Source organism: Mucilaginibacter sp. UR6-1 (assembly GCF_020880975.1).
Lineage (GTDB): Bacteria > Bacteroidota > Bacteroidia > Sphingobacteriales > Sphingobacteriaceae > Mucilaginibacter.
The window spans coordinates 56,378-81,787 of sequence record NZ_JAJIWP010000002.1 but is presented as its reverse complement, the minus strand read 5'-3'; the positions used below and the strand labels follow the sequence as shown (position 1 = coordinate 81,787).

General features: G+C 44.9%; 22 protein-coding genes. 7 read left to right on the top strand and 15 right to left on the bottom strand.

Annotation, left to right across the window (positions count from 1 at the left end; genetic code table 11):
* Position 1: 1 nt before the first annotated feature.
* Positions 2-1,081 (bottom strand): formylglycine-generating enzyme family protein, encoded by a 1,080-nt coding sequence (locus LJ707_RS05640; protein WP_370632392.1) that lies wholly within the window; start codon positions 1,079-1,081, stop codon positions 2-4.
* A 197-nt stretch (positions 1,082-1,278) separates the two neighbouring features.
* Between LJ707_RS05640 and LJ707_RS05635 the strand changes: the two genes are divergently transcribed.
* A complete protein-coding gene (locus LJ707_RS05635; protein ID WP_228949836.1) occupies positions 1,279-2,313 on the top strand; it encodes a LacI family DNA-binding transcriptional regulator in 1,035 nt (344 codons plus the stop codon).
* A 47-nt stretch (positions 2,314-2,360) separates the two neighbouring features.
* Here the strand turns inward: LJ707_RS05635 and LJ707_RS05630 are convergent, their stop codons facing one another.
* The 6 genes from LJ707_RS05630 to LJ707_RS05605 form a co-directional block, all read right to left on the bottom strand.
* Positions 2,361-4,370 (bottom strand): beta-L-arabinofuranosidase domain-containing protein, encoded by a 2,010-nt coding sequence (locus tag LJ707_RS05630; protein WP_228949835.1) that lies wholly within the window; start codon positions 4,368-4,370, stop codon positions 2,361-2,363.
* A gap of 12 nt (positions 4,371-4,382) precedes the next feature.
* Positions 4,383-5,399, bottom strand: coding sequence for a family 43 glycosylhydrolase (locus tag LJ707_RS05625; RefSeq protein WP_228949834.1), 1,017 nt, complete (start codon positions 5,397-5,399; stop codon positions 4,383-4,385).
* A 5-nt stretch (positions 5,400-5,404) separates the two neighbouring features.
* Positions 5,405-7,246 carry a glycoside hydrolase family 2 protein gene (locus LJ707_RS05620; RefSeq protein ID WP_228949833.1) on the bottom strand — a complete coding sequence of 614 codons (1,842 nt, stop codon included), beginning with the start codon at positions 7,244-7,246 and terminating at the stop codon, positions 5,405-5,407.
* A gap of 81 nt (positions 7,247-7,327) precedes the next feature.
* Positions 7,328-8,026: a DUF3823 domain-containing protein gene (locus LJ707_RS05615; protein WP_228949832.1), complete on the bottom strand. Its 699-nt coding sequence runs from the start codon at positions 8,024-8,026 to the stop codon at positions 7,328-7,330.
* A 16-nt stretch (positions 8,027-8,042) separates the two neighbouring features.
* Entirely contained in the window at positions 8,043-9,938 is a 1,896-nt protein-coding gene (locus tag LJ707_RS05610; protein WP_228949831.1) for a RagB/SusD family nutrient uptake outer membrane protein, read from the bottom strand.
* 25 nt (positions 9,939-9,963) lie between these two features.
* Positions 9,964-13,182 carry a TonB-dependent receptor gene (locus LJ707_RS05605; RefSeq protein WP_228949830.1) on the bottom strand — a complete coding sequence of 1,073 codons (3,219 nt, stop codon included), beginning with the start codon at positions 13,180-13,182 and terminating at the stop codon, positions 9,964-9,966.
* Positions 13,183-13,452: 270 nt separating this feature from the next.
* On the opposite strand from LJ707_RS05605, the gene LJ707_RS05600 reads away from it, so the two are divergent.
* Positions 13,453-13,878: an SRPBCC family protein gene (locus LJ707_RS05600; RefSeq protein ID WP_228949829.1), complete on the top strand. Its 426-nt coding sequence runs from the start codon at positions 13,453-13,455 to the stop codon at positions 13,876-13,878.
* Positions 13,879-14,072: 194 nt separating this feature from the next.
* Positions 14,073-14,804 carry a lysophospholipid acyltransferase family protein gene (locus LJ707_RS05595; protein ID WP_228949828.1) on the top strand — a complete coding sequence of 244 codons (732 nt, stop codon included), beginning with the start codon at positions 14,073-14,075 and terminating at the stop codon, positions 14,802-14,804.
* A gap of 57 nt (positions 14,805-14,861) precedes the next feature.
* Here the strand turns inward: LJ707_RS05595 and LJ707_RS05590 are convergent, their stop codons facing one another.
* Positions 14,862-15,596 carry a LytTR family DNA-binding domain-containing protein gene (locus tag LJ707_RS05590; RefSeq protein ID WP_228949827.1) on the bottom strand — a complete coding sequence of 245 codons (735 nt, stop codon included), beginning with the start codon at positions 15,594-15,596 and terminating at the stop codon, positions 14,862-14,864.
* 158 nt (positions 15,597-15,754) lie between these two features.
* Between LJ707_RS05590 and LJ707_RS05585 the strand changes: the two genes are divergently transcribed.
* Positions 15,755-16,033: a hypothetical protein gene (locus LJ707_RS05585; protein ID WP_228949826.1), complete on the top strand. Its 279-nt coding sequence runs from the start codon at positions 15,755-15,757 to the stop codon at positions 16,031-16,033.
* Positions 16,034-16,068: 35 nt separating this feature from the next.
* On the opposite strand, the gene LJ707_RS05580 is transcribed toward LJ707_RS05585, so the two are convergent.
* Entirely contained in the window at positions 16,069-17,082 is a 1,014-nt protein-coding gene (locus LJ707_RS05580; RefSeq protein WP_228949825.1) for a sensor histidine kinase, read from the bottom strand.
* Between the two features lie 243 nt (positions 17,083-17,325).
* On the opposite strand from LJ707_RS05580, the gene LJ707_RS05575 reads away from it, so the two are divergent.
* From LJ707_RS05575 to LJ707_RS05565, 3 genes are read left to right on the top strand one after another with little or no spacing between them, the layout of a single operon-like run.
* Positions 17,326-17,538 (top strand): hypothetical protein, encoded by a 213-nt coding sequence (locus LJ707_RS05575; protein WP_228949824.1) that lies wholly within the window; start codon positions 17,326-17,328, stop codon positions 17,536-17,538.
* Positions 17,532-18,431 carry an ABC transporter ATP-binding protein gene (locus LJ707_RS05570; RefSeq protein ID WP_228949823.1) on the top strand — a complete coding sequence of 300 codons (900 nt, stop codon included), beginning with the start codon at positions 17,532-17,534 and terminating at the stop codon, positions 18,429-18,431. The genes LJ707_RS05575 and LJ707_RS05570 overlap by 7 nt, the downstream gene beginning before the upstream one ends.
* Before the next feature lie 13 nt (positions 18,432-18,444).
* Positions 18,445-19,248, top strand: coding sequence for an ABC transporter permease (locus LJ707_RS05565; RefSeq protein WP_228949822.1), 804 nt, complete (start codon positions 18,445-18,447; stop codon positions 19,246-19,248).
* On the opposite strand, the gene LJ707_RS05560 is transcribed toward LJ707_RS05565, so the two are convergent.
* From LJ707_RS05560 to LJ707_RS05535, 6 genes are all read right to left on the bottom strand, one after another.
* Positions 19,241-20,530 carry an MFS transporter gene (locus LJ707_RS05560; protein WP_228949821.1) on the bottom strand — a complete coding sequence of 430 codons (1,290 nt, stop codon included), beginning with the start codon at positions 20,528-20,530 and terminating at the stop codon, positions 19,241-19,243. The two genes, LJ707_RS05565 and LJ707_RS05560, sit on opposite strands and share 8 nt — an antisense overlap.
* 86 nt (positions 20,531-20,616) lie before the next feature.
* Positions 20,617-21,141: a hypothetical protein gene (locus LJ707_RS05555; protein WP_228949820.1), complete on the bottom strand. Its 525-nt coding sequence runs from the start codon at positions 21,139-21,141 to the stop codon at positions 20,617-20,619.
* A 41-nt stretch (positions 21,142-21,182) separates the two neighbouring features.
* Entirely contained in the window at positions 21,183-22,562 is a 1,380-nt protein-coding gene (locus LJ707_RS05550) for a M20/M25/M40 family metallo-hydrolase (RefSeq protein ID WP_228949819.1), read from the bottom strand.
* 179 nt (positions 22,563-22,741) lie between these two features.
* The gene (gene recG, locus LJ707_RS05545) at positions 22,742-24,862 is read right to left on the bottom strand and encodes an ATP-dependent DNA helicase RecG (protein WP_228949818.1); all 2,121 of its coding nucleotides are present in this window, start codon (positions 24,860-24,862) and stop codon (positions 22,742-22,744) included.
* A gap of 18 nt (positions 24,863-24,880) precedes the next feature.
* Entirely contained in the window at positions 24,881-25,261 is a 381-nt protein-coding gene (locus tag LJ707_RS05540; protein WP_228949817.1) for a RidA family protein, read from the bottom strand.
* Positions 25,258-25,401 (bottom strand): DUF6728 family protein, encoded by a 144-nt coding sequence (locus LJ707_RS05535; RefSeq protein ID WP_228949816.1) that lies wholly within the window; start codon positions 25,399-25,401, stop codon positions 25,258-25,260. The genes LJ707_RS05540 and LJ707_RS05535 overlap by 4 nt, the downstream gene beginning before the upstream one ends.
* Positions 25,402-25,410: the final 9 nt, after the last annotated feature.

Below are 25,410 nucleotides of genomic sequence, written 5' to 3'. Positions count from 1 at the left end.
ATTATTTATCACGCACACATCTAAAGCCCACATGCTCGGTACTGCTATCCTCGGTGTTCTTCATCCTGCGCGCCACACGGTAGCCTGAGCAATAACTATCGTTACATAAAAATGATCCGCCGCGGATAACCCGCTTAACCGCGTAAGGCTCATCCCGGTCGTAACTTTTAACAGGGCCTTGGGGGTTGCTTACCCCGGCAGGTTTACTGATAGTTTTATAGTAAGTATTGTTATACAGATCGGCACACCACTCCCATACATTACCTGCCATATCAAACAGTTTGTAATTATTGGGGGCGAAGCTGCTCACCGGGGCCAGGCGCTCAAACTTGTCGGCCACGGTGTTCTTCCAGGGGAATTCGCCCTGCCAGCTATTGGCTTTTGGCGCCCCTTTATCAACCGGCTCGTTACCCCAGGGATAGATGTTGTTTTGCCGGCCACCGCGTGCGGCCCACTCCCATTCGGCCTCGGTTGGCAAACGCTTACCTGCCCATTTGCAATAAGCCAATGCATCGTAATAGCTTATTTGCACAACCGGGTAATTATCCCTGCCTTTGATATTACTTTGGGGGCCCTGCGGATGTTGCCAGTTGGCACCCGGAACCCAGGCCCACCACTGGGCATAGTTATCCAGCCGTACAGGATGATCGGGCGGGGTAAACACCAGCGATGCAGGTACCAGCATGCTTTCATCAGGTTTTGGTGTACCCGGGGGCAGTTGCTTTTTTAGCTCATTCCAGTCGGGTTTGCGTTCGGCGGTAGTAACGTAACCGGTAGCCTTTACAAAGCGGGCAAACTGCGCGTTAGTTACCTCGGTAGCATCCATCCAAAAGCCATTAACCCTTACCTCGTGTTTCGGAAATTCATCGTCGGCCGCCTGCGCGTTATCTCCTCCCATGCTAAATGTACCTCCTTTGATGAACACCATACCGGCATGGCCTTTTAACACACCGGTATCGGCAATTTTTTGATCGGCCATACCTGCCATGCCAAAGCGGGAAGGCATATTTGATTCGCAGCAAAGCGCCTTTTTAGCAGGAGCCGTTTTTTTCACAGCCTGCTTATCTTCGCTTTTGGGCATACAAGCCTCCAAAAAAAATAAGCACACGGCAATACCCGCAAAAACCTTATGTTTTGCTTTATTCAATTTGTATAGTTTTTTAGCCTGGTTAAGCGCGCAAGCTGTGCTTGCAGCATGGCTAATATATAAAACAAAGCGCGATTAAACCCCTCAAAAGTGTATTTATACTGTTACTATAATAACCGCTTTATTAGCGGATGTTATTTTTATTTGTAGCTTTAAAACGCATGTTCAAAGCAGCTACCATAAAAGATATTGCCCGGGCGCTCGGTATCTCACCGTCAACTGTATCGAGGGCGCTGCGTGACAGTTATGAGATAGGTGCCGAAACCAAACAAAAGGTGCTCGATTATGCCCGGCAGATAAACTACCATGGCAACCCGGTAGCGCAAAGCCTGCGCAACAAGCGCAGCAATTCCATCGGTGTTTTAGTGGCTGATGTTGCCAACAGTTTTTTTGCCCAGGCAATCAATGGTATTGAGTCGGTTGCTTATCAAAACGGATATAACATCATTATATCGCAAAGCCATGAGGAGTATGAACGCGAAAAAGCCAACATGCAGCACCTGGCCAGCCGATCGGTTGATGGCTTGCTGATGTCGGTATCGGCTCAAACAACTGATTATACCCATATCCATGAGCTGCACCGCCAGGGACTGCCCATTGTATTTTTTGACAGGATACTTAACGAGATAGAAACACACCGCGTAAGCAGCGATAATTTTAAAACATCATACAACGCCACAAGCCTGCTTATCAGCAAAGGGTTTAAAAATATTGCGCTGCTGGCCAGTACGCCCCAAATATCCATCACTACCGAAAGGGTTAACGGGTACAAACAGGCGCTTACTGATAACAACATCAGTATTGATGAAAACTATATTAAATATTGTTACCAGGGCGGCCGCAACGATATAGAGGTAGCTGAAGCAATTAAAACTTTGTTTGATAATGATAAAAAGCCCGGAGCCCTTTTTATTGCAAGCGACCTCATCAGCACGGCAAGCATACGTGCCTTGAAGAGTATAAAGTATCCTGAAAACCTGGCTATTGTGGGTTACTCAAACGCCGATGTTATCGACCTGCTTTCGCCGGGCATATCATACATCAGGCAGCCCGCTTTTGAAATGGGGCAGATAGCCACGCAAATGCTCATCAAACTCATCGAAAGTAAATACCCGGTTTACGAATTTGAAACCCGTTTACTGGATGCCGAGATCATCTGGCAATAAAAAAGCAGGCCATTACAGCCTGCCTTTCAATTATTAATGATAAGGGTTTATCGAACTTGCGGAAATTGCGAGATACGCAACCGTGTACAGCCGTAAGGTATCAGCGTTACTTCCTCTTCGGGTTGGTTTGGCATACCTTCATTATAGATCACACTGAACGGTATCGGACCCGTCATATCGTTATACAAAGTCCAGTCGGGTATGCGTTTGGCTTTCGCTTTTAATATCAGCGGGGCATTGTCCGGCGTCCAGGGGTAAGGCGCTATCGCCTTTTTATCTATGGAGATGCTTTGCTGAAATTTGTTATCATCCAGGGCTACCAAACCATAGTTCCACGGGGTGGTCGGCCTTATTTCAATATATTCTTTACCATAGGCGATAGGGTCTTTATCATTCTTAACCAACTTGGTTTCCTCACCAATTTTGAGGGCATACACCAGCGGCCCACGCTCAACCGATACCGAGTTTTCGTACCAGAAATTTTTGTAGATGTGCATTGGCAATTGCAGTTCCACCACATCACCGTTCTTCCACTCACGGTTAATCTGTACGATCTGATCGCCTTTGGCCTGCTGCAACTCCTGTCCGTTCACTTTTATTACCGCGTTTTTACACCATGCCGGTATACGCAAGTGGAACGGGAACGATAACTGCTTAGCCTTTTTGCTGGTTAAAGTGAACTTTATATTTTCGTTAAACGGATAATTGGTTTCCTCCTTAAAAGTTATTTCCTTACCATCAGCTACTTTTGCCGTTACCTCGCTCGCCGAATATACCAGCGCGGCTATGCCCCTATCGGCAGTGGCATACCACAGGTTTTGCGCAAATTTGGGCCAGCCCTGGTGCATATTTGACGTACAGCACGGAAAGCCTGATAACAAACCATACACTACATCGGTACCGGCATGGTTAACATCAAAGTTATGCACGTGGCGGGTAAGCATTACCTGGTTGGCCTGCTGAAAGTACTGGCGGTTCAGGTAATCCCCGGTAGTTTGTGACGGAAGGGCGTTAAAGGCTATTTTCTCCAAACGGTCGGCATAATCCACATCGCCCGTAATTTCGAGCGAGCTCTCCAGCGTGAACATCATCTCTACTGCCGAGCATAATTCCGAACCCTGGGTCGGGTTGTTGCCATGTAAGGATTCATCGCCGCCATACAGGCCATGCGCCATGCCATTGTATTTGGTCAGGTCATGAAAACCCTTTTTCATGGCTTCCACATATTTTTGTTCAGGGTGATGCTGGTAGTAAATCAGCGGCTCCTTCATGCCCTGCGCCAGGTTAACGCCGTGAATGCTGCCCATGCGGCTAAGCATATCGGTATCTAAAAACTCACCGGTAAAGTTATAAGTCTGTTTATGCAGCAAATCAGCCAGATCAAGCAGAAACTTATCGCCGGTAATATTATATAGCCAGTATACCACCATCAGGTTATCGCCGCCGCGCAGGCGCGCCCAAAACGTCCAATGGTCAAGCGGTTTGGCGGGCAATTCCTTTAGCTGATATTTAAAGTAATTGGTTAGCAAACCAATCACCCGCTTATCGCCGGTGGCCATGTAGTATTGTTTCAGCACTTTAAGCATTACCATCTTTGGCCACCAGTCGCGGCTGTTATCGCGCTGTATGCCTGCCTCGTAAGGGTAATCCTTTGATGGGCCGAAGTATCCATCAGGCTGCTGGCTTTTTATAGACCACTCTACCCAGGGTTTTACCTTGGCAATGAGTGCCTTGTCCTGCAATATATAAGCCAGCGGCAACAAGCCATCAATCCAGTACGGGCCGCGTTCCCATTGGTCTCCATCGCCGCCAAGCCAGCCGTTGCGCTGGTTCATTACCAGCGGATAAAGTTCATCCAGCCTACCCGTAGCGCCATTTTTTTGGCGTACAAGCATCTCGCGCAGCCAGCCCTGCGGTTTTATAGCACCAAGCGGCAGTTCGATATATGGGTTTTGGCGCAGTGGCGCACGGCTGCTTGTGTAATTGACCGTTTGGCTGTTAGCGGCGGTGGTAATTCCTAATACTGATGTTAAAGCCAGTAATAACTTGAATCTCATATCAATAATATTTTAAGGCAGATAAAAATCAAATGGTTTATCTCTGTCGCACACCAAAGTACCATCATTATACTCCAACTCGGCTACGTGTATAGAGGTACGTTTGGTTGAATAAGTAAAAGCGTCGTCGGCATCATGCCCGCCATCATTTTGGTGCGATTTACGACCGGGATGCGTAAAGTAAACAATGTAGGCATGATCGCCGGTAACTACCACATCCGCATGGGCGCCGGTTGGCGTATCCTCCGGGCGGTGGCCGGGCTTATCCAACACCATGCCCTGACGCTCCCAGGTTTTGGCATCCTTTGAGCGGTGTACACGCTGGCCATGCCATTCGTCGGTTATCATCCAGTAATAATCCTTAAACCTGAATATCTTGGGTCCTTCGTGCTCCGGGCCGCCAATGGCTACCTTCGGGTCGGCTTTCCAGTTTACCAGGTCGCTGCTTTCGGCAGTTAGCGTGTTGGCATCAGGGCCTTTGTACCAAATATGCCATTTACCATCAGGCAGTTTCATCAGGGTCGGGTCGATGATGCTGCCGGCTAATTTCAGGTCGCCGATAAATTTCCAGTCCCACAGGTTTTTGCTGGTGTAATGTACCAGCCGCGCGTTGCCCGCCCAATGGTTATACACACCCTGAATGTAGGTAACGAACATGTGGTAGGTACCTTTATCATAAATAACCTCGGGTGCCCAAAAAGTATTGGTGCCACGCTCAAAATCAAGCTTAAGCGTACCCCGGTAGGCCCATGTTTGCCCATGATCTTTTGAAGTAGCGACGCCGATGGCTGTACCATAGCAATATGCCACGTCCTGCGTTTGCGCATTGGCCCTGCGCTGGGTGTACAGCATCATCCATAACTTTTCCGCCTGGTTGTAAACCACAATGGGGTCGGCCGCGCCGTCATAAATTGGGTCGCGGTACAGGGGCGAAGGTGCTTTGTGCATACCGCCATTATTTTGCGCAAAAGCCTGCCCGCTTAACGCGAACAGGCCTGCTAAATAATAAATTACTTTTTTTAACACCATCAAGTTTATTTAACCAATGAAGGGTCGTATAATTTAGTGTTTACTTCGTGCAGCTTATTAACCGGCATTTTATCAACCGCTCGGTCATAGGTCATAAAGCCGTTGGTTTCGCCCTCAACATCGGTAGTTTGAGTATATACCGCGGCTGAAAGGCCCAGCGGAATCAACTCTGCGATACGCTTGGTGAACGAGGCATACTTCTCGAACATTTCATCAGAGGTTTTAAAGGTTTGATAGCCCCAGTTCTTTTTTTGCCAGGTATGGCCGTCAAGCGGTAAACCCAAGCCGCCAAACTCGCCCAATACCAGTATACGCTTTTGCCCAAAAACATCAGGCGCTGGCATAGCCGGGTGCGGGTAGTTATGTAAATCGATAATATGACCGGTTAGATAGAAGTTGCCGCCGCTGGCACTGTTCACCAGGCGGGATGGATCTTTCTTCATCGTCCACTCGGTAATTTCAACGGTTTTAAACTGGCCCCAGGCTTCGTTAAACGGCGTCCAAACCACAATGCTTGGGTAGTTATGCAGCACGTCCATAATGGCGTTCCACTCCTTACGATAGTAACCTTCTGATTCGGGCGTACGTTTTTGGTCAGTGCCATGATCTAAAACACCAGGGCGGTTTTCCCAGCCATTACCCAAATCGCCGCTTGGCATATCCTGCCATAGCAGCATACCTACCTTATCGCAATAAGTGTAATAGGTAGCAGGCTCAACCTTAATGTGCTTACGTATCATGTTAAAGCCCATTTTTTTAAGCTGATCAATGTCATATATCATCGCCTCGTAAGTTGGCGGGGTATACAAACCATCGGGCCACCAGCCCTGGTCAAGCGGGCCATATTGAAACACGAATTTGTTGTTAAGCATCATACGTTGAATGCCATTGGCATCAGGCGCCATTGATATTTTGCGCATAGCAAAATAGCTGGTGATCACATCAACCGCCTTGTTGTTACGCAGCAGGGTAATTTTCAGGTTATACAAATTAGGGCTCTCCGGCGACCACAGTTTTTCATTCTTTAGCGAAATAACAGCGGTTTCGCCTGCGTTTTGTTGCTTTTGGGCGATGACGGTTTTGCCATCAAGCACCTCTATCTTCAGGTTATCGCCAGCCTGCTTATTTTCAATATCAGCAGATATGGTGATGGTATGCGCATCAATATCAGGGGTTTGTTTGGTTGACGCGATGTATGCTTTAGGCACAGCCTCCAACCACACAGTTTGCCATATACCGGTTACCGGGGTGTACCATATGCCTTCGGGCTTTTTCATTTGCTTGCCGGTTGGCTGCGGGCCATCATTGGTTGGGTCCCACACGCGAACTACCACATCCTGCTTTGAGCCACCTTTAAGGAATGGGGTGATATTGAATGTGAACGGATCAAAGCCGCCCTCGTGCTTGCCCGCGCTCTTACCATTAACAAACACTTCGGTTTGCCAGTCAACCGCGCCAAAGTGCAGCAGCACCTCTTTGCCTTTCATTGATGATGGCACATTGATGGTGTTTTTATACCACAGCAAACTATCCTTACCCACAGTACGGCCCACGCCTGACAGTGCCGACTCGGCAGCGAAAGGCACCAGAATGCTGCCCTCGTACTTGGTTGGCGTTGAAGCATTTTTTGGCGTAATGGCATAGCTCCATAAGCCATTCAGGTTTTTCCAGTTATTGCTGCGTACCAGCATAGGGCGCGGATACTCAGGCAGAGGGTTTTTAGGGTCAACCTTTTCGGCCCAGGGGGTAACAATACGATCTTTAATAAGATGCCATTGCCCCTGCTGCGCGTTAGCTGTTACACACGCCGTTAGGGTAATTACTGCTGCGGATAAAAATTTTCTCATTATTGAATTATGAATTTGTTGCTAAATAAGCAGATAAAAAAGGGGCCTCCGCTTTACAGCAGAAACCCCAACCTTATAAATTTAAAGTGTTAGCTTTTGCAACGGCGAAAAGATAAGATCTTCAACACCGGCAATTTTTATACCTACCCTTGCAAACACATAATTTTGAGTAGGCGTTATGTTAGGCACTGTGGCCTTTAATGTTACGTTGTTAAGGCTGGTAATATCAGCACCGGCAACACCGGCGTTAACAATATTATCAGTACCTGAAACAAACTGTGTTTTATTAATAAACAGGGTAACGTTCTCAATATCCTTAGCATTAGCGTCAGTAATAACTTTATTGATATCAAAAGTAGCAGTTACTTCGCGGCCGCTTACATTATACTGCGCGTCCTCAACCAAATAGTAAGGGGTTACCTGCAGGTCAAGCGTTTGATCGCCGCTAACTTTTACTGAGAGTGTATCCCTGTTTCCTGTAGTCTGGTTCCAGCGAAAAGGGCCCTGGCTGTTTGGAATGATCAGACGGTAATCGCCATCAAATAACAGAAACGAGAATCCCCCATCCTGCGCCACAGTACCATTGATAGCGCCTACCTTGCCAAAGCCACTTTGATAAAGCTCAATAGATACTTTTTCATATTCAACATTAATAGGATTACCGTTATACACTAACCGTCCTTTAAACGTTGATTGCGGCGCTTCGTAATTATCTTTTTTACATGATGCCAAACCTGCGGTAAGTATCATCAATATGATCAGATGAAATCTATATTTCATAATGCTTAGTTTTAAATTATTGATTAGGCTGTTTTACAAGTTTTGGGTTGGCTGATAATATATTATCATTTATACGTGAATAATAATTACCTAACTGAAAATTATTAGCACCCGTTACAGCCGAGGGTTTAACTTCTTTAAATATCCATTTGCCGTTGTTAACATTACCCGGATTATAGATTTTATAAGGCCATAAACCAAAAGGCTGTGTATTTTTCTTTGTTGCCGAGCCAATGTTACTTACAAGTTCAGCAACTGTCATTTGCTGGCCGTTCCAAACCCGGTGCGCTAAGCGCCAGCGTTTCATATCATATAAGGTATGCCCTTCAAACACCAGTTCAACCCTGCGCTCGTGCACTATCCTGTCAAAAGATAATGTTGTTAAGGCCGTTGTTAAACCCGCACGCGCACGCACCTGGTTAATGTAATTTAAAGCAACACTTGTTTGGCCAAGTTCAAAGGCAGCTTCTGCAGCATTTAGTAATACCTCGCCATAACGGTAACGTATAAAGGCTACATCACTTTGACGGCCACGACGGCCTGAACCTGTTGCCGGATCAAGATACTTACGTACATAAAAACCGCTTTGCGTACGGAATTCCAAACCATTTATAGGCCCGTCCTGACCAACAACCTGAACTTTAGCCGATTCAGGCGTTCCCGGCAAATTTCTCAGATCATTGGCATTACCCGATGTAAAGATGCTTCCATCAGCCAACTGATAACCTGCCCAAATATCAGTATGCTCACCCTTAAATTGTGCATTGGGCAACAATACTGTACCTGCCAAACGAGCGTCACGGCCTGCAAATATATCTAATTGATCATCGTAATAAATTGGGTTTCCGCTGCCATCGGTTGTTGGAATGGGGGCGTAAGTATTATCCAGTTTCTCAAATGATTCAACTAAATTTAATGACGGATTTAAACGACCGGCATCAGCGCCTTCATCAGATATAGAATAAGGCTGATTATTTACAGTAAAGCTATGCACTTTACCGCTGCCCACTTTAAAGTCCTCAATAAATATCGGCTCCTGGTTGGCGTTGCTTTTATCAATAAACAGATTGGCAAAATTGTCAGACAGATTTGGCAATACCTGATACAGTTTATAGCCGCCTGCTGCACCGTTAATAATTTCATTAGCTGCGGCTAAAGCCTTAGTGTAATACCCATTAGCCATAGCTGCAGGTATACCTACTTCATCACCTGCTAAAGTAACCTGCGGCGTAGAGGCACCGTACTTAGCTATTGAGCCGGCGTATAAAGCCGCCCTTGCTTCCATAGCCAGTGCCGCACCCTTACTTGCTCTTGATTTTTGATTAACATCCGCAGGTAAATCATTTTTTATAGCCTCAGCCTCACTTATTATAAAATCATATACTTCTGATTCCTTAGCCCGAGGTTTTTGCAGATCGGTAACATCACCGTTGTAGGTGAATGATGAAGTTATAATAGGCACTCCACCCATACGTTTCACCATTTCAAAATAATAGTTGGCACGTAAAAAACGCGCTTCGGCTAAAAATCTGGTTTTATCGGCTGCGGCCAAAGCTGTTGAAGCTGTAGCACGCTCGATAAATAAATTCAGCTCACGTATGTAAGCATAGTCCCAGGTATTCCACTCGCCAAAGTCCCAACCGTTTCGGGTTACAAAAAAAGCGCTTCCGTTCTCTGAAGGGAATGCTTCGCTAAAATCAACAAAACTTGCCCAGCCATTGTCAAGACCTGAAAAATCAAGCTGCCTGTTATATAAATCACCCAGTACAGCAAGTGCCAGCGCCGGATCAGAGAACACAATATCACTTGGCAATATCTGCTTTGGTGGAATATCTAAAAAATCGCTATCCTTTTTGCACGATGCTGTAACTAACAGCGCCGCGCCCATTGTAATTAAAAATATCTTTTTCATATCATTTAAAAAATGAATTCGCTATTTAAAAGGTTAGGTTAACACCGAAATTAACCACTTTATTTTGAGGGAACTGCAAGCCATTGTCATCAACAACTTCCGGATCGATGCCAAAATCTTTCAGGTTATCAAATGAGAACAGATTGTATCCGTTAACATAAAAACGGGCTCGCTTAATTTTGATCTTGCTCAGTACATTAGCCGGCAATGTGTAACCTAACTCAATAGTACGGGCGCGCAAATATTTAACATTGTGCAGCCAAAAGGTTGAATTACGCTGGCCATTCAACTCATAATCTGCATGGCCAAAGCCAACGTTATTACGGTTAGCCGGATATCGTCCCGGAATCCACTGGCTGTTCAGATCATAAGGATCAGCACGGTGCCAGCGATCTTCAAATATCTTGTTCAGGTTACCATTGTTTTGGAATGCCCAACGGGTTTCGTAATTTTGGAACCAGGTATAACCCGCAGCACCTGAAAAATCAGCATGAAAATCAAAGCTTTTGTATGCAAGCCCGATGTTGAACCCGTAGTTAATATTAGGTTGCGTGCCATAGCCAAAGCCTATCGGCCTTTCGTCATACTGGTCAATTTTACCATCGCCATTCTGATCCTTGTACATTAAATCGCCCGGAATGAGGGTACGGTTACCTTTGCCATCATTGTTGATGGTATAGTTGTTAATTTGATCTTGTGAAGTGAACTGACCAATAACCTCGTAACCCCAATCCATATTTTTATACCTGTTTACAGGTGAGTTACGGTATTGATCCCATGAGTTAAAGAAACGCGGCATATAGCTTTCCAGGTTTTTTGCCCTGCTGTATGATATATTTCCACCAATATTGTAGCTTAACTGCCCTATCTTATTATTGTAACTAAGGGCAAACTCACCACCATATTGCTCATCGCTGTTCAGGTTTTCCTGAGGGAGGGCATAACCTAACTCCTCGGGCACAAGCACATCTATACGTGTTGCCAACAAACCGGTACGTTTACGGCGAAAATACTCTGCCGAACCTGTTAGTTTGCTGTTAAACAATGAAAAGTCGGCACCCACGTTCAGGGTTTTACTGCGCAGCCATGATATCAATGTAGTTGGGATACCTTTATCGCGGGCAACAGTTACCGCGTTACCATCTAAAATAGCCACACCGTTTTGCGCGTAATTGTAACCGGCAAGGTAAGCGTAAGCGGGTACAATAGGCTGATTAGGGTCGTTAGGGTTCCTGTCGTCACCCAATAAACCGTATGATGCACGGAATTTAAAGTCATTCAATATCGAATTTTCACCCAGTAAATTTTTCATGAACGGCTCTTCAGTAATACGCCATCCAACGGAAGCCGCTGGGAAATAACCTACCCGCTTATCAGGCGCGAACAGATAAGACGCATCACGCCTTGCCGATACTTCAAGGTAATATTTATTAGCATAGTTATAGTTAGCACGTGCTATGTAACCTATACGCGATTCTTTATCATCCTGATCGTCATACCTATCCATGGTAGGAAAATAAATAAGCGGAAGATTGTTTGATATAGGCGTAGCATGTACATAATTACGCAGGTGCCTTAATTCAATACGCTCGGCAACCAGCGTACCTGTTACATTGTGTTTACCAAAGGTATTGGCATAATTTAACTGGGCCTGAAAGGTGTTGTTAAACTCCTTACGCTGCTCGCGCTCACGCCATGGGTTAGTACTGCCGCCTGATCTTTCATAAACATCTGTTTCGGGCTTATAAGTGTACACATCATAAGTATACTCATGGTTGTTGAGTATATAATCGGCTATATAATATGAATAAACGGCTTTTGCTGTTAAGCCCTTAACGCCCGGTATCTGGTACTCAGCATTAAAATTGGTTTGCAAAACCCGCCAGTCACTTCGGTAAACGCCCGAAAGATCCTTGTTCAGGAAAGCGTAGTTTGACTCGATGTTGTTGATACGGTTCAGGTAGTTTGGATTATCATTAGCGTAAGGCCTTTCAAGCGGGGTATTGCGCAATACGGCAAAACGTGCCAAAAAATAGTCGTCACCGCCCGGTACGCCGGGGTTTTCGCGGCTTTCAATACGGCCATTAATGTTCATGCTCACCCTTAAACCTGTAGCTACTTTAGCGCTGATATTTGACTGGATGTTTGAGCGGCCAAACTCATACTCTTTACCTAAAACCGAGTTTTGATACAGGTGTGTACCTGATACGTAATAGTTAACCTTATCTGTACCGCCGGTAAAGTTGATGTTAACTGAGTTTTGGGGCGCATTGTTATTAGCCTTTAAAACGTACTCGCGCCAGTCAAAACTCTGGTAGCCACGCTCGGTACCCTGGCGGTATTTTTCAAGTTCGGCAGGCGTAATAGTGGTGCTACCGTTTGAGTTAACTTCCGCCTCGGCCTTGTAGCGCATAAAATCATACGAGTTGTTCACAACATCCGGAAAGCGGTACCAGTTTTGAAAACCCATGTACGCATCAACGTTGATACGGCTTTCGCCTGTACCCTTCTTGGTAGTTACCACAACAACACCATTAGCTGCACGTACACCGTAAATAGCCGCCGAGGCATCCTTTAACACGGTAATATTCTCAATATCATTAGGTGCCAGGTTATTAAACTGGCCTTCATCCTGTTGAATACCATCTATTACATACAAGGGGCGGCCCATGTTACGTATCTGGATATTAGCGCTTGCACCGGGGCGACCATCAGGCATGCGGAATGTTACACCCGGCAGCTTACCCGCCAAAGCCGTACTTACTGTAGCACCACCATGCACCCTGTCAATATCTTTACTGGATACAGATGTTATTGAACCGGTAACAGATTCCTTTTTTTGTGTGCCAAAACCTGTTACAACTACTTCCTGCAAGCTTGCGTTTGCTGATTTTAGTGAGATTTTGATGTTGGTTTGTGTGCCTACCGTTACCTGCTGCGGTGTAAAGCCTACAAAAGTAGCTTCAATAACGGCATTGGCCGGCACGCTAAGGCTAAACTTTCCGTCGCCATCAGTGGCGGTACCTATTGTAGTGCCTTTTACACGTACGGCAACACCGGGTAATGGCAAACCGCCGTCATCAACTACCGAGCCTGTTATTTTAGTTTGAGCAAACGCGGTTGTAATGTTAATCAGATAAGCTACAAGAAAAAAAACGAACGTGGCCCTGATAAGCCGTGCCCTGCCCGGAGGACAGGTTGAAACGGTTGGTGTACCCTGTTTCAAGAGTAAAGCTTTTCTCATAAGATAGTATAATTTGGTTAATTGATTTAAACGTCAATCAGACGTTTATTTGATGGAGTAAAAAACGGTGTTTTTTGGCTCAAACTATTCGCTTATTTGTATCAATACTTCATCAAATCGTATCAATATATTTAGCAAAAAATTGCCTTTACAGTACAATACGATAGCATTTGGCCAATGCACATATGCCCCCTAAATTTGTCGCATACGGCTACTATGGTTTTAGCAGATACGTGCTACATTTGTATAATACCACTAAACGATAATAACATGGATACCATTAATAATAAAGCCATTACCGTACAGGCCACAGTAAATGCCAACGTGCAAAAAGTATGGAACTACTGGAACCAGCCCGAACATATTACCCAATGGTGCCAGGCATCTGCCGACTGGCATGCGCCTTATGCTGATAACGACCTGCGCCCCGGTGGTAAATTCAAAACTACTATGGCAGCTAAGGATGGCAGCTTCAGTTTTGATTTTGAGGGTATATATGATAAGGTTGAGGAATATAAACACATTAACTACACCATGGCTGATGGCCGCAGGGTAAACATCAGCTTTAATGGCGATAGCCAAACCACTACCGTTACTGAAACCTTTGATCCGGAAAACACCAATCCTGTTGAGATGCAGCGCGGCGGCTGGCAGGCTATATTGGATAGTTTTAAAAAATATACTGAGGAGAATTAACCGGGCGCGATGTTACTTAGAACAAGGTACGAGGAAAATATATCCCCTGATGTGCATACGTACAGATTTCTTGCTATCGTTCAAAATGACAACCCTTAGTATCTGGAATAACACACAGCTAAGCATTTTTAACTCACATCGATACCATCTCACAACCAACATTTACAGGCTTTTATTAACTTTGTCATTCCATTATGAGAAAGTTTTTAGGATACATCCTTTCGCCGTTTGCTATTGTCGCGTTTTTTTTGGTGCTGGTTGTTTTTCAGCCTATACAGTGGATAAGTTATAAGGCCTTTGGCTACTCAGCCCACAAAAAATCGGTAGATGCGCTTAACTTATGCTTGCTGAGTACTTACTATATCCTGTTTAACTCCGTTAAATTTATCAATCATCAAAACCTGCCGCAGGGCAGGCCGATGATTATTATGGCGAACCATCAAAGTTTGATAGATATACCGCCGATGATCTATTTTTTCAGGAAGTATCACGCCAAGTTTGTTTCAAAAATAGAGTTGGCTAAAAACATACCATCCATATCATACAACCTGCGTGTGGGCGGCGGCGCTAATATTGACCGTAAAGATCCGCGTCAATCCGTTACCGAACTGCTTAAGCTGAGTACACGGATGAAGGAGAAAGGATGGTCGGCCATGATATTCCCGGAGGGCACACGCTCAAAGGATGGCCATGTAAAAGCCTTTCAATCGGCAGGTATTGCCACATTGTTAAAAAAGTGCCCTAACGCGTTGCTGGTTCCGGTAGCTATTAACCGATCGTGGGAGATGGCACGTTACGGCCTGTTCCCGCTAAATACCTTTACCCCCATGACTTGGGAAGTACTTGAACCTATTGAACCCGGCACCGCCCCTGTTGACGAGCTGGTAAAACTGGCCGAAGAACGCATCAGGGAAAAGGTGGGGTAGCCCCCAGCCCCTAAAGGGGAGTTATAAAAAAAGTTCCCCTTTAGGGGTTAGGGGCTACTAAACATTCTTCCCGTCAATTATCCTGAAAAAATCGTCGCGGTAAGTATCACCTACGGGAATGATCTTATCGCCGATAAAGATGCGGCTACGCTCAATACTGTCTATCTTATCCAGCGATACGATATATGAGCGATGCACACGGATAAAATGCTTTTCGGGCAGGGCATCTTCCATTTTCTTCATATTTTGCAGGGTGATGATGCGCTCGTTAGTAGTAAATATGGATATATAATCCTTCAGTCCCTCAATAAACAAAATATCGTGCAGGTACACCTTTTGTATCTTATGCTCGGTTTTTACAAAAATAAAATCGCTCAAAAAATCGGGCTGCTGCGCGGGCGTAGCAGCGGGGGCAGGTGTACTTACAGCGGCGGCCGGGTTTATGATGCCCTGCGCCTTTTGTACCGCTTTATAAAAACGATCAAAAGCGATAGGCTTTAACAGATAGTCAACCACATCAAGTTCATAGCCTTCCAAAGCATATTGCGGGTAAGCCGTAGTAAGTATAACCTTGGCCTTACCGTTGGCAATCTTTAAAAATTGTATACCGGTAAGTTCGGGCATTTGCACATCCAAAAACACCAAGTCGGCCTCACCGGCCTGCACCAGCGTGAGCGCTTCAATAGGGTTGGTGGTTGCCTTTACCAATTGTAAAAAAGGCATTTTGGCAATATAATCCTCAAGTATGTTCAAAGCCAGCGGCTCATCATCAACAACCAGGCACCGTATCATCTTCTATAATCAGTTTTAAAAAGCTAAAATAAATAATTTAATATCCGCAACGCCACTAATCAACCAACACACATTTCTAAAAAAGCAACTTACCAGCAAAACAAGTTAATCAAATTCAACGTTAACTAAATAATATTAACCATAACACTTAGCTACCCATGAAAAAACTTAGTGCAGCTATTGTTGCCATATTTGCATTCGCTTGTTACAACGCCAGTGCACAAACAAGCCCGGCAAAAAAGGCCGATACCGTTAGTAAAGGTCAGGCCGGTTCAACCACACAATCATCTCCGGCCAACCCGGTGCAGCCTGCCTCAACGCCCGATTGGTTGAAAAGTGATGCCGATAAAAAGAAAGACAATTCAACCTTTTTAGCCTCACCTACTACTGACAGCACTAAAACCGGCACAACCAAATCAAAGCAAAAACGAAAATAAGCCCAGTTAAAAGCCGTACCAAACGGCTTTTTTTGTTAAAGAACAAGTTTTAAATTACACACGTAGTAAGCCTCGGTATCCGTAATTTGCAGATCATACTTTTTAGGGTATAACAGGTTTAACCTTCGCTTTACGTTACTTAAACCAATACCGCCCGAAGCATCACGATTATTGGTGTGTTTTTTATTTTCAATATGAAAGTTGAGCATACCGTCTTCCACCGCTATATTCATCCGTATAGGTGTTTCAGGATCATTGGCCACGCCATGTTTAAACGCGTTTTCAATAAATGAGATGAGCAGCAGCGGCGCAATGCGCTGCATACCAACATCACCCTTTACCTCAAACTCAACAAAGGCTTTGTAGCCAAAACGTATCTTTTGCAAATCGATATAATTCTGCAAATAATGGATCTCTTTTTCCAGGTCAACTTTGTTATCATTACTCTCGTATAGCATATAACGCATAATTTCCGATAGTTTGAGTATAGCCTCGGGCGTAGTTTCTGACCGTTGATAGGCCAGCGAGTATATGCTGTTTAAGGAATTGAACAAAAAGTGCGGGTTAACCTGCGATTTCAGGAATGATAATTCGGCCGTTAGCCGCTGGTTCTCCAGGTCGCGCTGAATGCGCTCATTCAAAAACCAATCGGTTGAGAATTTTAGTACGATGCTCAGGAATACAAATATTAAACTGGTAAAAAACGCGCTGAGGTAGTAAGATGCAAAGCTGATCATTTCGCCTTTATGCTTCATTAAAGCATACTCCTTGTAAACAAAGGCCAGCCCGTATTTTATAAAACCATAAGCTAATATTACCAATAGCGCTATAATGATATACGTTCCGTATCGCTTTTTATCCAAAAGCCTGGGTATAAGTAACAAGTAATTGGTGTAGAATAAGCTGATGTTAACCACGCCAAAAAGCACAAACAAAACCAGCAATGCCTCGGTAGATAGTTTGCTGTTTATTTTACCGATAAAAAAGAAGAAGGATATCAGGCATATCCACACAAATACATGCCAGAAAAATTGCCACTGTTTCTTCATCCCTTTATATAGTGCTGCGCATTTATTTTATTACTTGTTCAGTGTTCTAAAGTAATGTTTTAGCCGGTTTATTCAGTGGTCTATTATATATAGGATGATGTTTGTTCGATGAACTGGCCTTTTTCTTCGACGAACGGGTTTAAGGCGAGGCGCGGGCGTTTATCTATAAATACAACCTGTTGGTCTAATACTTTTTAGGGGGTTGATTTTTTAGTATTTCTTTGTTTCATCAAATCAATCGCAATGAAAAAGTTAATCAAATACTCAAACCCTTTTGTAATGCTACTGGTACCAGTAATGTTTGCCCTGGTGATGGGTGTTGCTTACCAGTTCAATCAACAACAACAAAATATTAAAGGCGCCAGCATCAAAGCTAAACAAGCCACCTCATTATTTTACAAAGGTGTAAGCCTTTTTAAAACAGTGTGCGGTATTAGCCAGGAGAATGTATGGTAATCAGCACCGAGGGGCTAACCTTTAATTTTGGCAACCAAAAGGTTGTTAACTCCCTATCGTTACAAGTTCCGCAAGGAAGTATATATGGTTTTTTAGGGCCAAACGGCGCAGGTAAAACCACCACCATTAAATTGCTGCTCAATCTGTTAAAAACGGACGAAGGCAGCATTTCTGTTTTTGGGAAAGACCTGAAACGTAACCGCATTGAGATACTTTCAAAAATAGGCTCGCTGATTGAGCAGCCCGCTATATACCTGCACCTTACCGGGCGCGAAAACCTGGTTAACCGTGTGGGCCTGCTGCAACTGCCTGCAAGCAGGGTTGATGAGATGCTTGAATTGGTGCAACTGCAACATGCAGCCAATAAAAAAGCCGGGCAATACTCGCTGGGCATGAAACAACGCCTGGGTATTGCCCTGGCCCTGCTAAGCGACCCGCAGTTGCTGATATTGGACGAACCCACCAACGGCCTCGACCCTAATGGCATTATCGAGATACGCGAACTGCTGATTAACCTAACACGCCACCATGGCAAAACAGTGTTTATCAGTAGCCATTTACTGTCAGAGATAGAGCGTATGGCTACACATGTGGGCATCATTAATAACGGCACCATGCTTTTTCAGGGCAGTATTGCCGAGCTGGAAGCGCTTAACCAGGCTTTGTTACTGATAGAAGTTGATAATACGGTTGATGCCGCCAACCTGTTAAAGCGCCATCAGTATGAGGTTGCGCAGGTAACTGAAACGTTGGTTGGACTACCATACCTGTCAAAACAGCAAAGCGGCGAGATCAATACCCTGCTGATAAATAGTGGATACACCGTTTACAGTATCGGTAAACAGCAGCAAGACCTCGAAACCCTATTTTTATCTATCACCAAAAAAGTCTGAACCCTGCATCACCATGAAAGCATTTTTACTCTCCCTACGGTCTGAATTTTATAAAACCCGCAAAACGCTGGCTTTTTGGTGTGCTATACTGCTGCCCCTGCTCATTTGCCTGTTAATGACCATTGGCTTTTTAACCAATGCCGAAAAAATGGCCAGTTGGCCGGGCGAGTTGCTTTGGCTACGTTATGTTGGTAGTGTATTAAATATTATGGGTGTTTTATTGTTACCAATATTTGTAATTTTTACCGCCTATTCGGTTAACAATATTGAGCATAAAGCCGATACCTGGAAAATGCTGTTCAGCCTGCCGCTGCCAAAGTTCGCGGTTTATGCGGCTAAGTATGTTTACGCTTTGCTGTTGATATTAATCAGCCTCGCACTGTTCGTGATATTTACGCTTGGGTTTGCCAACCTGTTATCAGCATTAAAACCCGAACTGCGGTTTAACGAATACCATATGGAGTACGCACTGCTGCAGGTGTATTTTAAACTGTTCCTTTCGTCGCTGGGTATATTATCGATACAGTTTTTGTTCAGCCTTTTATGGAAAGATTTTTTGAAACCGATGGGCATCGGCTTTGTAGGTACCATATCGGGCGTTATCATGGCTTCGGCCGGCTGGAAATATGCATACCTTTTCCCTTATTCGCACCCAATGCTGGCATTAACCAACATGATGCCACGTACCAAAACTCCCGCTCAATCAAGGCAACTGGTTATCAACATACTTACTGATGATGTTTATGTAAGCCTTGCCATAGCCGTTGTGGTGTTTTTTGCCGGATATTTTATTTTGCAAAAGCGGAGCATTAAGTAGCCAGTTCGGGCTTCTTGTTAATATCTGTCAGGGTAAGCGGTATCAGTTTTTTGGTTTTAAGATAGGTGATGCTTACTACGATCAACGTCATGGTGCCGCCAAATACCACCGCCGGTACGGTATCCAGCAACTTAGCCGCCACGCCCGATTCAAACTCGCCAATCTCGTTTGATGAACCGATGAACATTTGGTTTACTGCCGATACCCGGCCACGCATCTCATCAGGCGTAAGCATCTGCATAATGGTGCCACGGATCAGCACGCTGATACTGTCAAAGGCTCCCTCGGTGAACAGGAATATCAACGACAAATAGAAATTTCGCGACAGGCCAAAACATATTATCGATAAGCCAAAGCCTGCTACCGCTATAAGCAGGTTTCGCCAGGGTTTGCCCATTGGCGAAAAGCGGGTCATGCTCAGCATGGTCAGCACCGCGCCTAATGAGGTTGCACCGCGCATAACGCCTACCCCTTCCGGGCCTACATGCAAAATATCCTTGGCAAATACCGGGAGCAAAGCCACCGCGCCACCAAAAAATACCGAGAACATATCCAGGCTTAGTGCACCCACCATCATTTTGGTATTAAATACAAAGCGTATCCCTTCCGTAAGGCTTTTCCATATCCCCTCTTTAGGCGTATATACCGGCGGCACTTTTTTAAGCAGGCATACCGATATAAAAGCTACCGCTAAAAAAATCACTATAGTGGTAAAAGCACCTGTAATGCCCATGTAAGCATAAATAAAACTGCCCACAACCGGCGCTATAATGGAGGCTATTTGCCAGCTCGAACTATTCCAGGTGCTGGAGTTTGGGTATACCTCACGCGGTACGCTGTTAGCGAGTACCGAAAAGGCAGCGGGTGCATAAAAGGCGCGTGCCAATCCGTTAATAAACAGCATCCCGTAAATTATAGGTACAACGGTGTGCATGTGCAGGTAATCACCCGCGCCTTTGTGTGTGGCAGCCATCATCACTAATGAGGAAAAAAAGATGGTACCGAATATAAGCAGCAGCATTTTACGCTTCTCCAGCTTATCAGCAATGTAACCGCCGTAAAGCGATAAGCCGATTGCCGGAATAGCTTCATACAAACCTATCAACCCCAGGGCAAACTTATCATGCGTAACATCATAAATGTAGATGCCCAGCACTACGTTCTGCATCTGGTAAGCGAACGTAAAAAAGAAACGCATGGTTAGGTACGAACGGAAATCTTTGAACCGCAGGGCGGCAAACGAGTCGGTTTTGGGAGGTGTGGTACTGTCAGCTTCGGGCACTTGTGTATGTTTTGTGCAAAAATAAGGATAAATGAAAAAGGCAGAACCTGTAAAGTGTTCTGCCTTTGTAATATTATTATGTGATTTTAATCCTTTAAGCTATAAAGTATTTTTTGAAAGTCGGCTTTAAAAGTATCCTTATTTTCCTTTGTAGCCCATGACATTACTTTATAAAATGCCGCCTTGGTTTCAACTACACCGGCCAAATAATATATTTCGGCTTCAGCTTCTTTATCATAATAGGTCACATCAGTTTCAACAAAATTAATATCACCAACTTTTTTGTAAACCGGGGCAGAAACCACACGCTTCTCTTCATCTTTTAAAAATTTGGCAATAAAGTTTTCATAAAATTCTTTTAATGATGAAAAATTCATTTCGGCTAAAGCCAAATCTTCTTTGCTATCCACTATTACAAAGCCATAAACATCTTTTATTTTGCTTTTGTATTGTATAGTAGCGTCACTGTTAAGACCAATGGTTTTTGACATATAATCAGGCAAACTGATGCTGAATGTATGGCCAGCCTTGTATTGCTTTAACGTAGTTTGAGCAGATACAATAGATATAAAACTTAAAAAAGTCACTACCAGTAATACTAATTTTTTCATTAATTGAGATAAGATTTAGTTGTTATATTATAAAATTCAATTTATTTTAAGCCGTGCTGATCAATCAGATAGATCAGTGAAGCCATGGCTGCCGAGCCTAATTCAAGTTCGCGCTTATGTACTTTCTCGAATACATCGGCTGCTGTATGGTGCAGATCAAAATAGCGCTGCGAATCGGGTAAAAAGCTGATCAGGGTAATGTTTGGTACCGTTTCTTTTAAAGGTTCAATATCCGTACCACCCTCGCCCTTCACCAATCTATCGGCCTCATAAGGCTCAAATAATTTTTTCCAGTTTTTGTTAATCTTAGCCACTACTTCCGGCGAGGCATCAAACCCGAAACCCCGGGGCACAAAACCACCTTCATCAGTTTCAATAGCGGCAATATGGTCTTCCTTATTTTTGGCTGCAAGTTCAGCGTATTTTAAACCGCCGCGGGTGCCGTTCTCCTCATTCATAAAAAACACCGCACGTACCGAATTTTTAGGTTTGTACTTCAAGGCTTTCAGTATGCGTAATGCCTCGGCTGATTGTACAATGCCGGTGCCATCATCATGCGCGCCTTCAGCCAGATCCCATGAATCCAAATGGCCGCCAACAGTGATCACTTTCTTCGGGTTCTCGGTACCTGTAAGTTCGCCTATTACGTTGTATGATTTTACTTCGGGCAGCGTTTGGCAGCTTTGTTTGAACCAGAATTTGATCAGCGGCAATTTACGCAGCCTCAACATGCCGCTCAGCTTATCAGCAGCCATGGTTGATATGGCCGCTGCAGGTATCATTTTAGTACCCGGCTCACTCAATGTACCGCCGGTATGCGGGTAATTATCCAACGCCGGACTTAACGAACGAACGATAGCCCCTACCGCGCCCAGCTTGGCAGCCTCGGCCGGGCCAACAAAACGCTGATCGCCGGCAGCACCATAACCCTGGCCGGTTTCAATATAACGCGGATCAAACGGGCGGTTAAAGAAAACTATTTTGCCTTTTATCACTTTCTCACCCAAATCCTGCATCTCCTTAATACTCTTTACCTCGATAACATTGGCGGTAATACCTGCCGACGATGTGGCTATTGACATGCCCAGCGCGCAAATAGGCACCGATATTTTTTTATCACCATCAATTATAGCGCCTTGCTCTTTTGCACCACGTACCCAATGCGGCACCATAACTTCCTGCAGGTAAACACGGTCAAAACCGTAATCTTCCATCAGCTTTTTGCCCCACTCAACCGCTTTTTGGGCATTGGGCGAACCGCTTAAACGAGGCCCGATCTTTTTACACAGGTAACGCAGGTTTTCATATCCCTGACCGTTAACCAGGGCTTCATCGTAAATTTTACGCATCATCAGCGAGTCCTGCGCCTGGAGTGACAGGCCACCGAACAATATAGCAGCAGAGAGTAGGAGTTTTTTCATGTGTTGAAGTCAGTTTCAACAAAGATAAATTTTAACGGAGATTTTATGCAGATGAGGTGAAGATTGTGTGGAATTTAGAATATGGCATCTGTTACCCCTCCCTGACCCTGCCGAGGGAGGGAATATAAAATGGTTGAGTAATTTAAAGTCCTCTCCTTTGGGGAGGATTTAGGTGAGGTCTACGATATTTTATCCCACGAAAGGCCGGCATTTTTTGATTGGGTAGCCTGGTGCAGTATCTGGTTTTCGGGGTTGGTGAGCTGCGGATCATTTTCAAATATCTCTTCAACACATTTGCGTACCTGCATCAGCAATTCCTGGTCGGTAGCGAGGTTGGCTACCTTAAGGTCGAGCACACCGCTTTGCTGGGTACCTTCAATATTACCGGGGCCGCGCAGTTGCAGGTCTATCTCTGATATTTCAAAACCGTTGTTGGTTTTCACCATAGTATCCAGGCGTATACGCCCATCATTGCTCAGCTTGTTACTGCTCATCAATATACAGTACGATTGCTCGGCACCACGGCCTACCCTGCCCCGCAACTGGTGCAATTGGGACAGCCCGAACCGCTCGGCATTTTCAATGATCATAACTGAGGCGTTAGGTACGTTCACACCCACCTCAATAACGGTGGTGGCTACCATAATTTGTGTTTGGGCCTGGATAAATCGCTGCATTTCCTCTTCTTTTACAGCAGCCGGTATTTTACCATGCACAATGCTTATTTGGTATTTTGGCAGCGGAAATTCGCGGCGCATGGTTTCAATACCTTCCTCCAGGTTTTTAAGATCGAGTTTTTCGCTTTCCTTTATCAGGGGATAAACTACGTAAACCTGTCGGCCTTTAGCTATTTCCTCGCGCATCATGCCGAACATGCGCAGGCGCTGGCTTTCGTAAAAATGCACGGTTTCTATAGGTTTACGCCCTGCGGGCAATTCGTCAATTACCGATACATCCAGATCGCCGTACATAGTCATGGCCAGGGTACGCGGTATGGGTGTGGCCGTCATTACCAGCACGTGCGGCGGCACTATGTTTTTGCGCCATAATTTAGCCCGTTGCTCAACACCAAAGCGGTGCTGCTCATCAATCACTACAAAGCCAAGGTTTTGGTATTGTACGGCATCCTCAATAAGGGCATGGGTACCTATGAGTATTTTTAGCTCACCACTAAGCAGGCGTTCATGCATTACCTTACGCTGCTTTTTAGGGGTGGACCCTGTAAGCAACGCCACCTCTACAAAATTATCACCTACCAGGCTTTTTACCGTTTGATAATGCTGATTGGCGAGAATTTCGGTCGGTGCCATCATACAGGCCTGAAAACCGTTATCAATAGCGATGAGTATGCTCATCAACGCTACCACGGTTTTACCGCTGCCTACATCTCCCTGCAGCAGGCGGTTCATTTGCACGCCGCGCTGGGTATCAATCCTGATCTCCTTTAATACCCGCTTTTGCGCATTAGTAAGCGGAAAGGGCAACTTATCATTATAAAAACCATTAAAGTAGTGCCCTACCTTATCAAATATATTCCCCTTGAATTTTTGCGTCCGGTATAACTTGTTTTTTAACAGCTTGTATTGCAAAAAGAAAAGCTCCTCAAACTTTAGCCTGTGCTGCGCCTCGTTAAGTTTGTTAGCATCATCCGGAAAGTGCATTTGGCGGTAAGCCTCACGCCGGTCCATCAGGCGGTATTTATTGATGATGTATAAAGGCAGGTTCTCTTGCAGGTAGCGGGCGTACTCCTCAATTAATATAACAGTGAGCTTTTGCATACCCTTGCTGTCTAAACTAAATTGCTTTAACTTTTCGGTGGAGTTGTAAGCCGGTTGCAGGGTAAGATTGCCCTGCCGCTTTATGGCCTGCGGGGAGTAAAGCTCCATCTCCGGATGCGACATTTGCGGCCGCCCGTTAAACATACCCGGCTTACCAAATATAATATAGGCCTTACCTACACGCAAACTCTTATCAACCCAGGTAACGCCCTGAAACCATACCAGCTCTATCTGGCCGGTATCATCCTGTGCTTGCACCACCAGGCGCTTGGTGCGTTTTTCGCCAATAACTTCCTTACGCAACAGCCTAACAATAACCTGCACATAAGGCATCTCGGGGTGTACATCCTTTACCTTATAAAACCGGGTACGGTCAATGTATTTATAGGGGAAATACCGCAGCAGATCGGCATACGTAAAAACGGCAAGTTCCTTTTTAAGCACTTCGGCACGTGCCGGGCCTACACCTTTTAAATATTCAACAGGCGTTTCAAAGGGGGATGCGCTTTTGTTAAGTTCCAATCCGGATTAAAATATCAATTAACCAACCAGTGCAACTACTGATATTTCTACATTCACATTTTTAGGCAAAGCGGCAACCTGTACCGTTTCACGGGCCGGAAAGTTATCAGTAAAGTATGAACCATATACTTCGTTAACAGCGGCAAAATCATTCATATCCTTTAAAAAGATGCCTGTTTTTATTACACTACTAAAATCAGCACCGGCTTCCGTCAATATAGCTTTCAAATTTTCCATTACCTGCGTAGCTTCGGTTTTTACATCGTCAAGTACCAGATCGCCGGTAGCGGGGCTAAGGGCTATCTGGCCCGATACAAATAAAAAGCCGTTTGCTTTTACAGCCTGGCTGTATGGCCCTATAGGTGCAGGGGCGTTGGTAGTGTTTATTATAGTCTTCATTTTTTGAGTATAAACCAGTCAATAAGTTTCCAGATGATGCCGCCCGCAAACATGATAATAGCAATAGCATTGATGATGTGCATCACTTTAAGATTGAAGTTGCTGGGCCTGCTCGGGTCTTTTTTCCGGAAGAAGTACATATGGCAAAT

Bases quoted from the DNA above. Each gene is read 5' to 3' on its own strand.
- LJ707_RS05610 (WP_228949831.1), bottom strand. From the start codon at position 9,938: ATGAAAAAGATATTTTTAATTACAATGGGCGCGGCGCTGTTAGTTACA.
- LJ707_RS05575 (WP_228949824.1), top strand. From the start codon at position 17,326: ATGAAAAAGTTAATCAAATACTCAAACCCTTTTGTAATGCTACTGGTA.
- LJ707_RS05555 (WP_228949820.1), bottom strand. From the start codon at position 21,141: ATGAAAAAATTAGTATTACTGGTAGTGACTTTTTTAAGTTTTATATCT.
- LJ707_RS05540 (WP_228949817.1), bottom strand. From the start codon at position 25,261: ATGAAGACTATAATAAACACTACCAACGCCCCTGCACCTATAGGGCCA.
- LJ707_RS05635 (WP_228949836.1), top strand. From the start codon at position 1,279: ATGTTATTTTTATTTGTAGCTTTAAAACGCATGTTCAAAGCAGCTACC.
- LJ707_RS05615 (WP_228949832.1), bottom strand. From the start codon at position 8,026: ATGAAATATAGATTTCATCTGATCATATTGATGATACTTACCGCAGGT.
- LJ707_RS05535 (WP_228949816.1), bottom strand. From the start codon at position 25,401: ATGTACTTCTTCCGGAAAAAAGACCCGAGCAGGCCCAGCAACTTCAAT.
- LJ707_RS05620 (WP_228949833.1), bottom strand. From the start codon at position 7,246: ATGAGAAAATTTTTATCCGCAGCAGTAATTACCCTAACGGCGTGTGTA.
- LJ707_RS05550 (WP_228949819.1), bottom strand. From the start codon at position 22,562: ATGAAAAAACTCCTACTCTCTGCTGCTATATTGTTCGGTGGCCTGTCA.
- LJ707_RS05605 (WP_228949830.1), bottom strand. From the start codon at position 13,182: ATGAGAAAAGCTTTACTCTTGAAACAGGGTACACCAACCGTTTCAACC.
- LJ707_RS05595 (WP_228949828.1), top strand. From the start codon at position 14,073: ATGAGAAAGTTTTTAGGATACATCCTTTCGCCGTTTGCTATTGTCGCG.
- LJ707_RS05630 (WP_228949835.1), bottom strand. From the start codon at position 4,370: ATGAGATTCAAGTTATTACTGGCTTTAACATCAGTATTAGGAATTACC.
- LJ707_RS05570 (WP_228949823.1), top strand. From the start codon at position 17,532: ATGGTAATCAGCACCGAGGGGCTAACCTTTAATTTTGGCAACCAAAAG.
- LJ707_RS05580 (WP_228949825.1), bottom strand. From the start codon at position 17,082: ATGAAGAAACAGTGGCAATTTTTCTGGCATGTATTTGTGTGGATATGC.
- LJ707_RS05590 (WP_228949827.1), bottom strand. From the start codon at position 15,596: ATGATACGGTGCCTGGTTGTTGATGATGAGCCGCTGGCTTTGAACATA.
- LJ707_RS05600 (WP_228949829.1), top strand. From the start codon at position 13,453: ATGGATACCATTAATAATAAAGCCATTACCGTACAGGCCACAGTAAAT.
- LJ707_RS05625 (WP_228949834.1), bottom strand. From the start codon at position 5,399: ATGGTGTTAAAAAAAGTAATTTATTATTTAGCAGGCCTGTTCGCGTTA.
- LJ707_RS05640 (WP_370632392.1), bottom strand. From the start codon at position 1,081: ATGCCCAAAAGCGAAGATAAGCAGGCTGTGAAAAAAACGGCTCCTGCT.
- LJ707_RS05585 (WP_228949826.1), top strand. From the start codon at position 15,755: ATGAAAAAACTTAGTGCAGCTATTGTTGCCATATTTGCATTCGCTTGT.
- LJ707_RS05565 (WP_228949822.1), top strand. From the start codon at position 18,445: ATGAAAGCATTTTTACTCTCCCTACGGTCTGAATTTTATAAAACCCGC.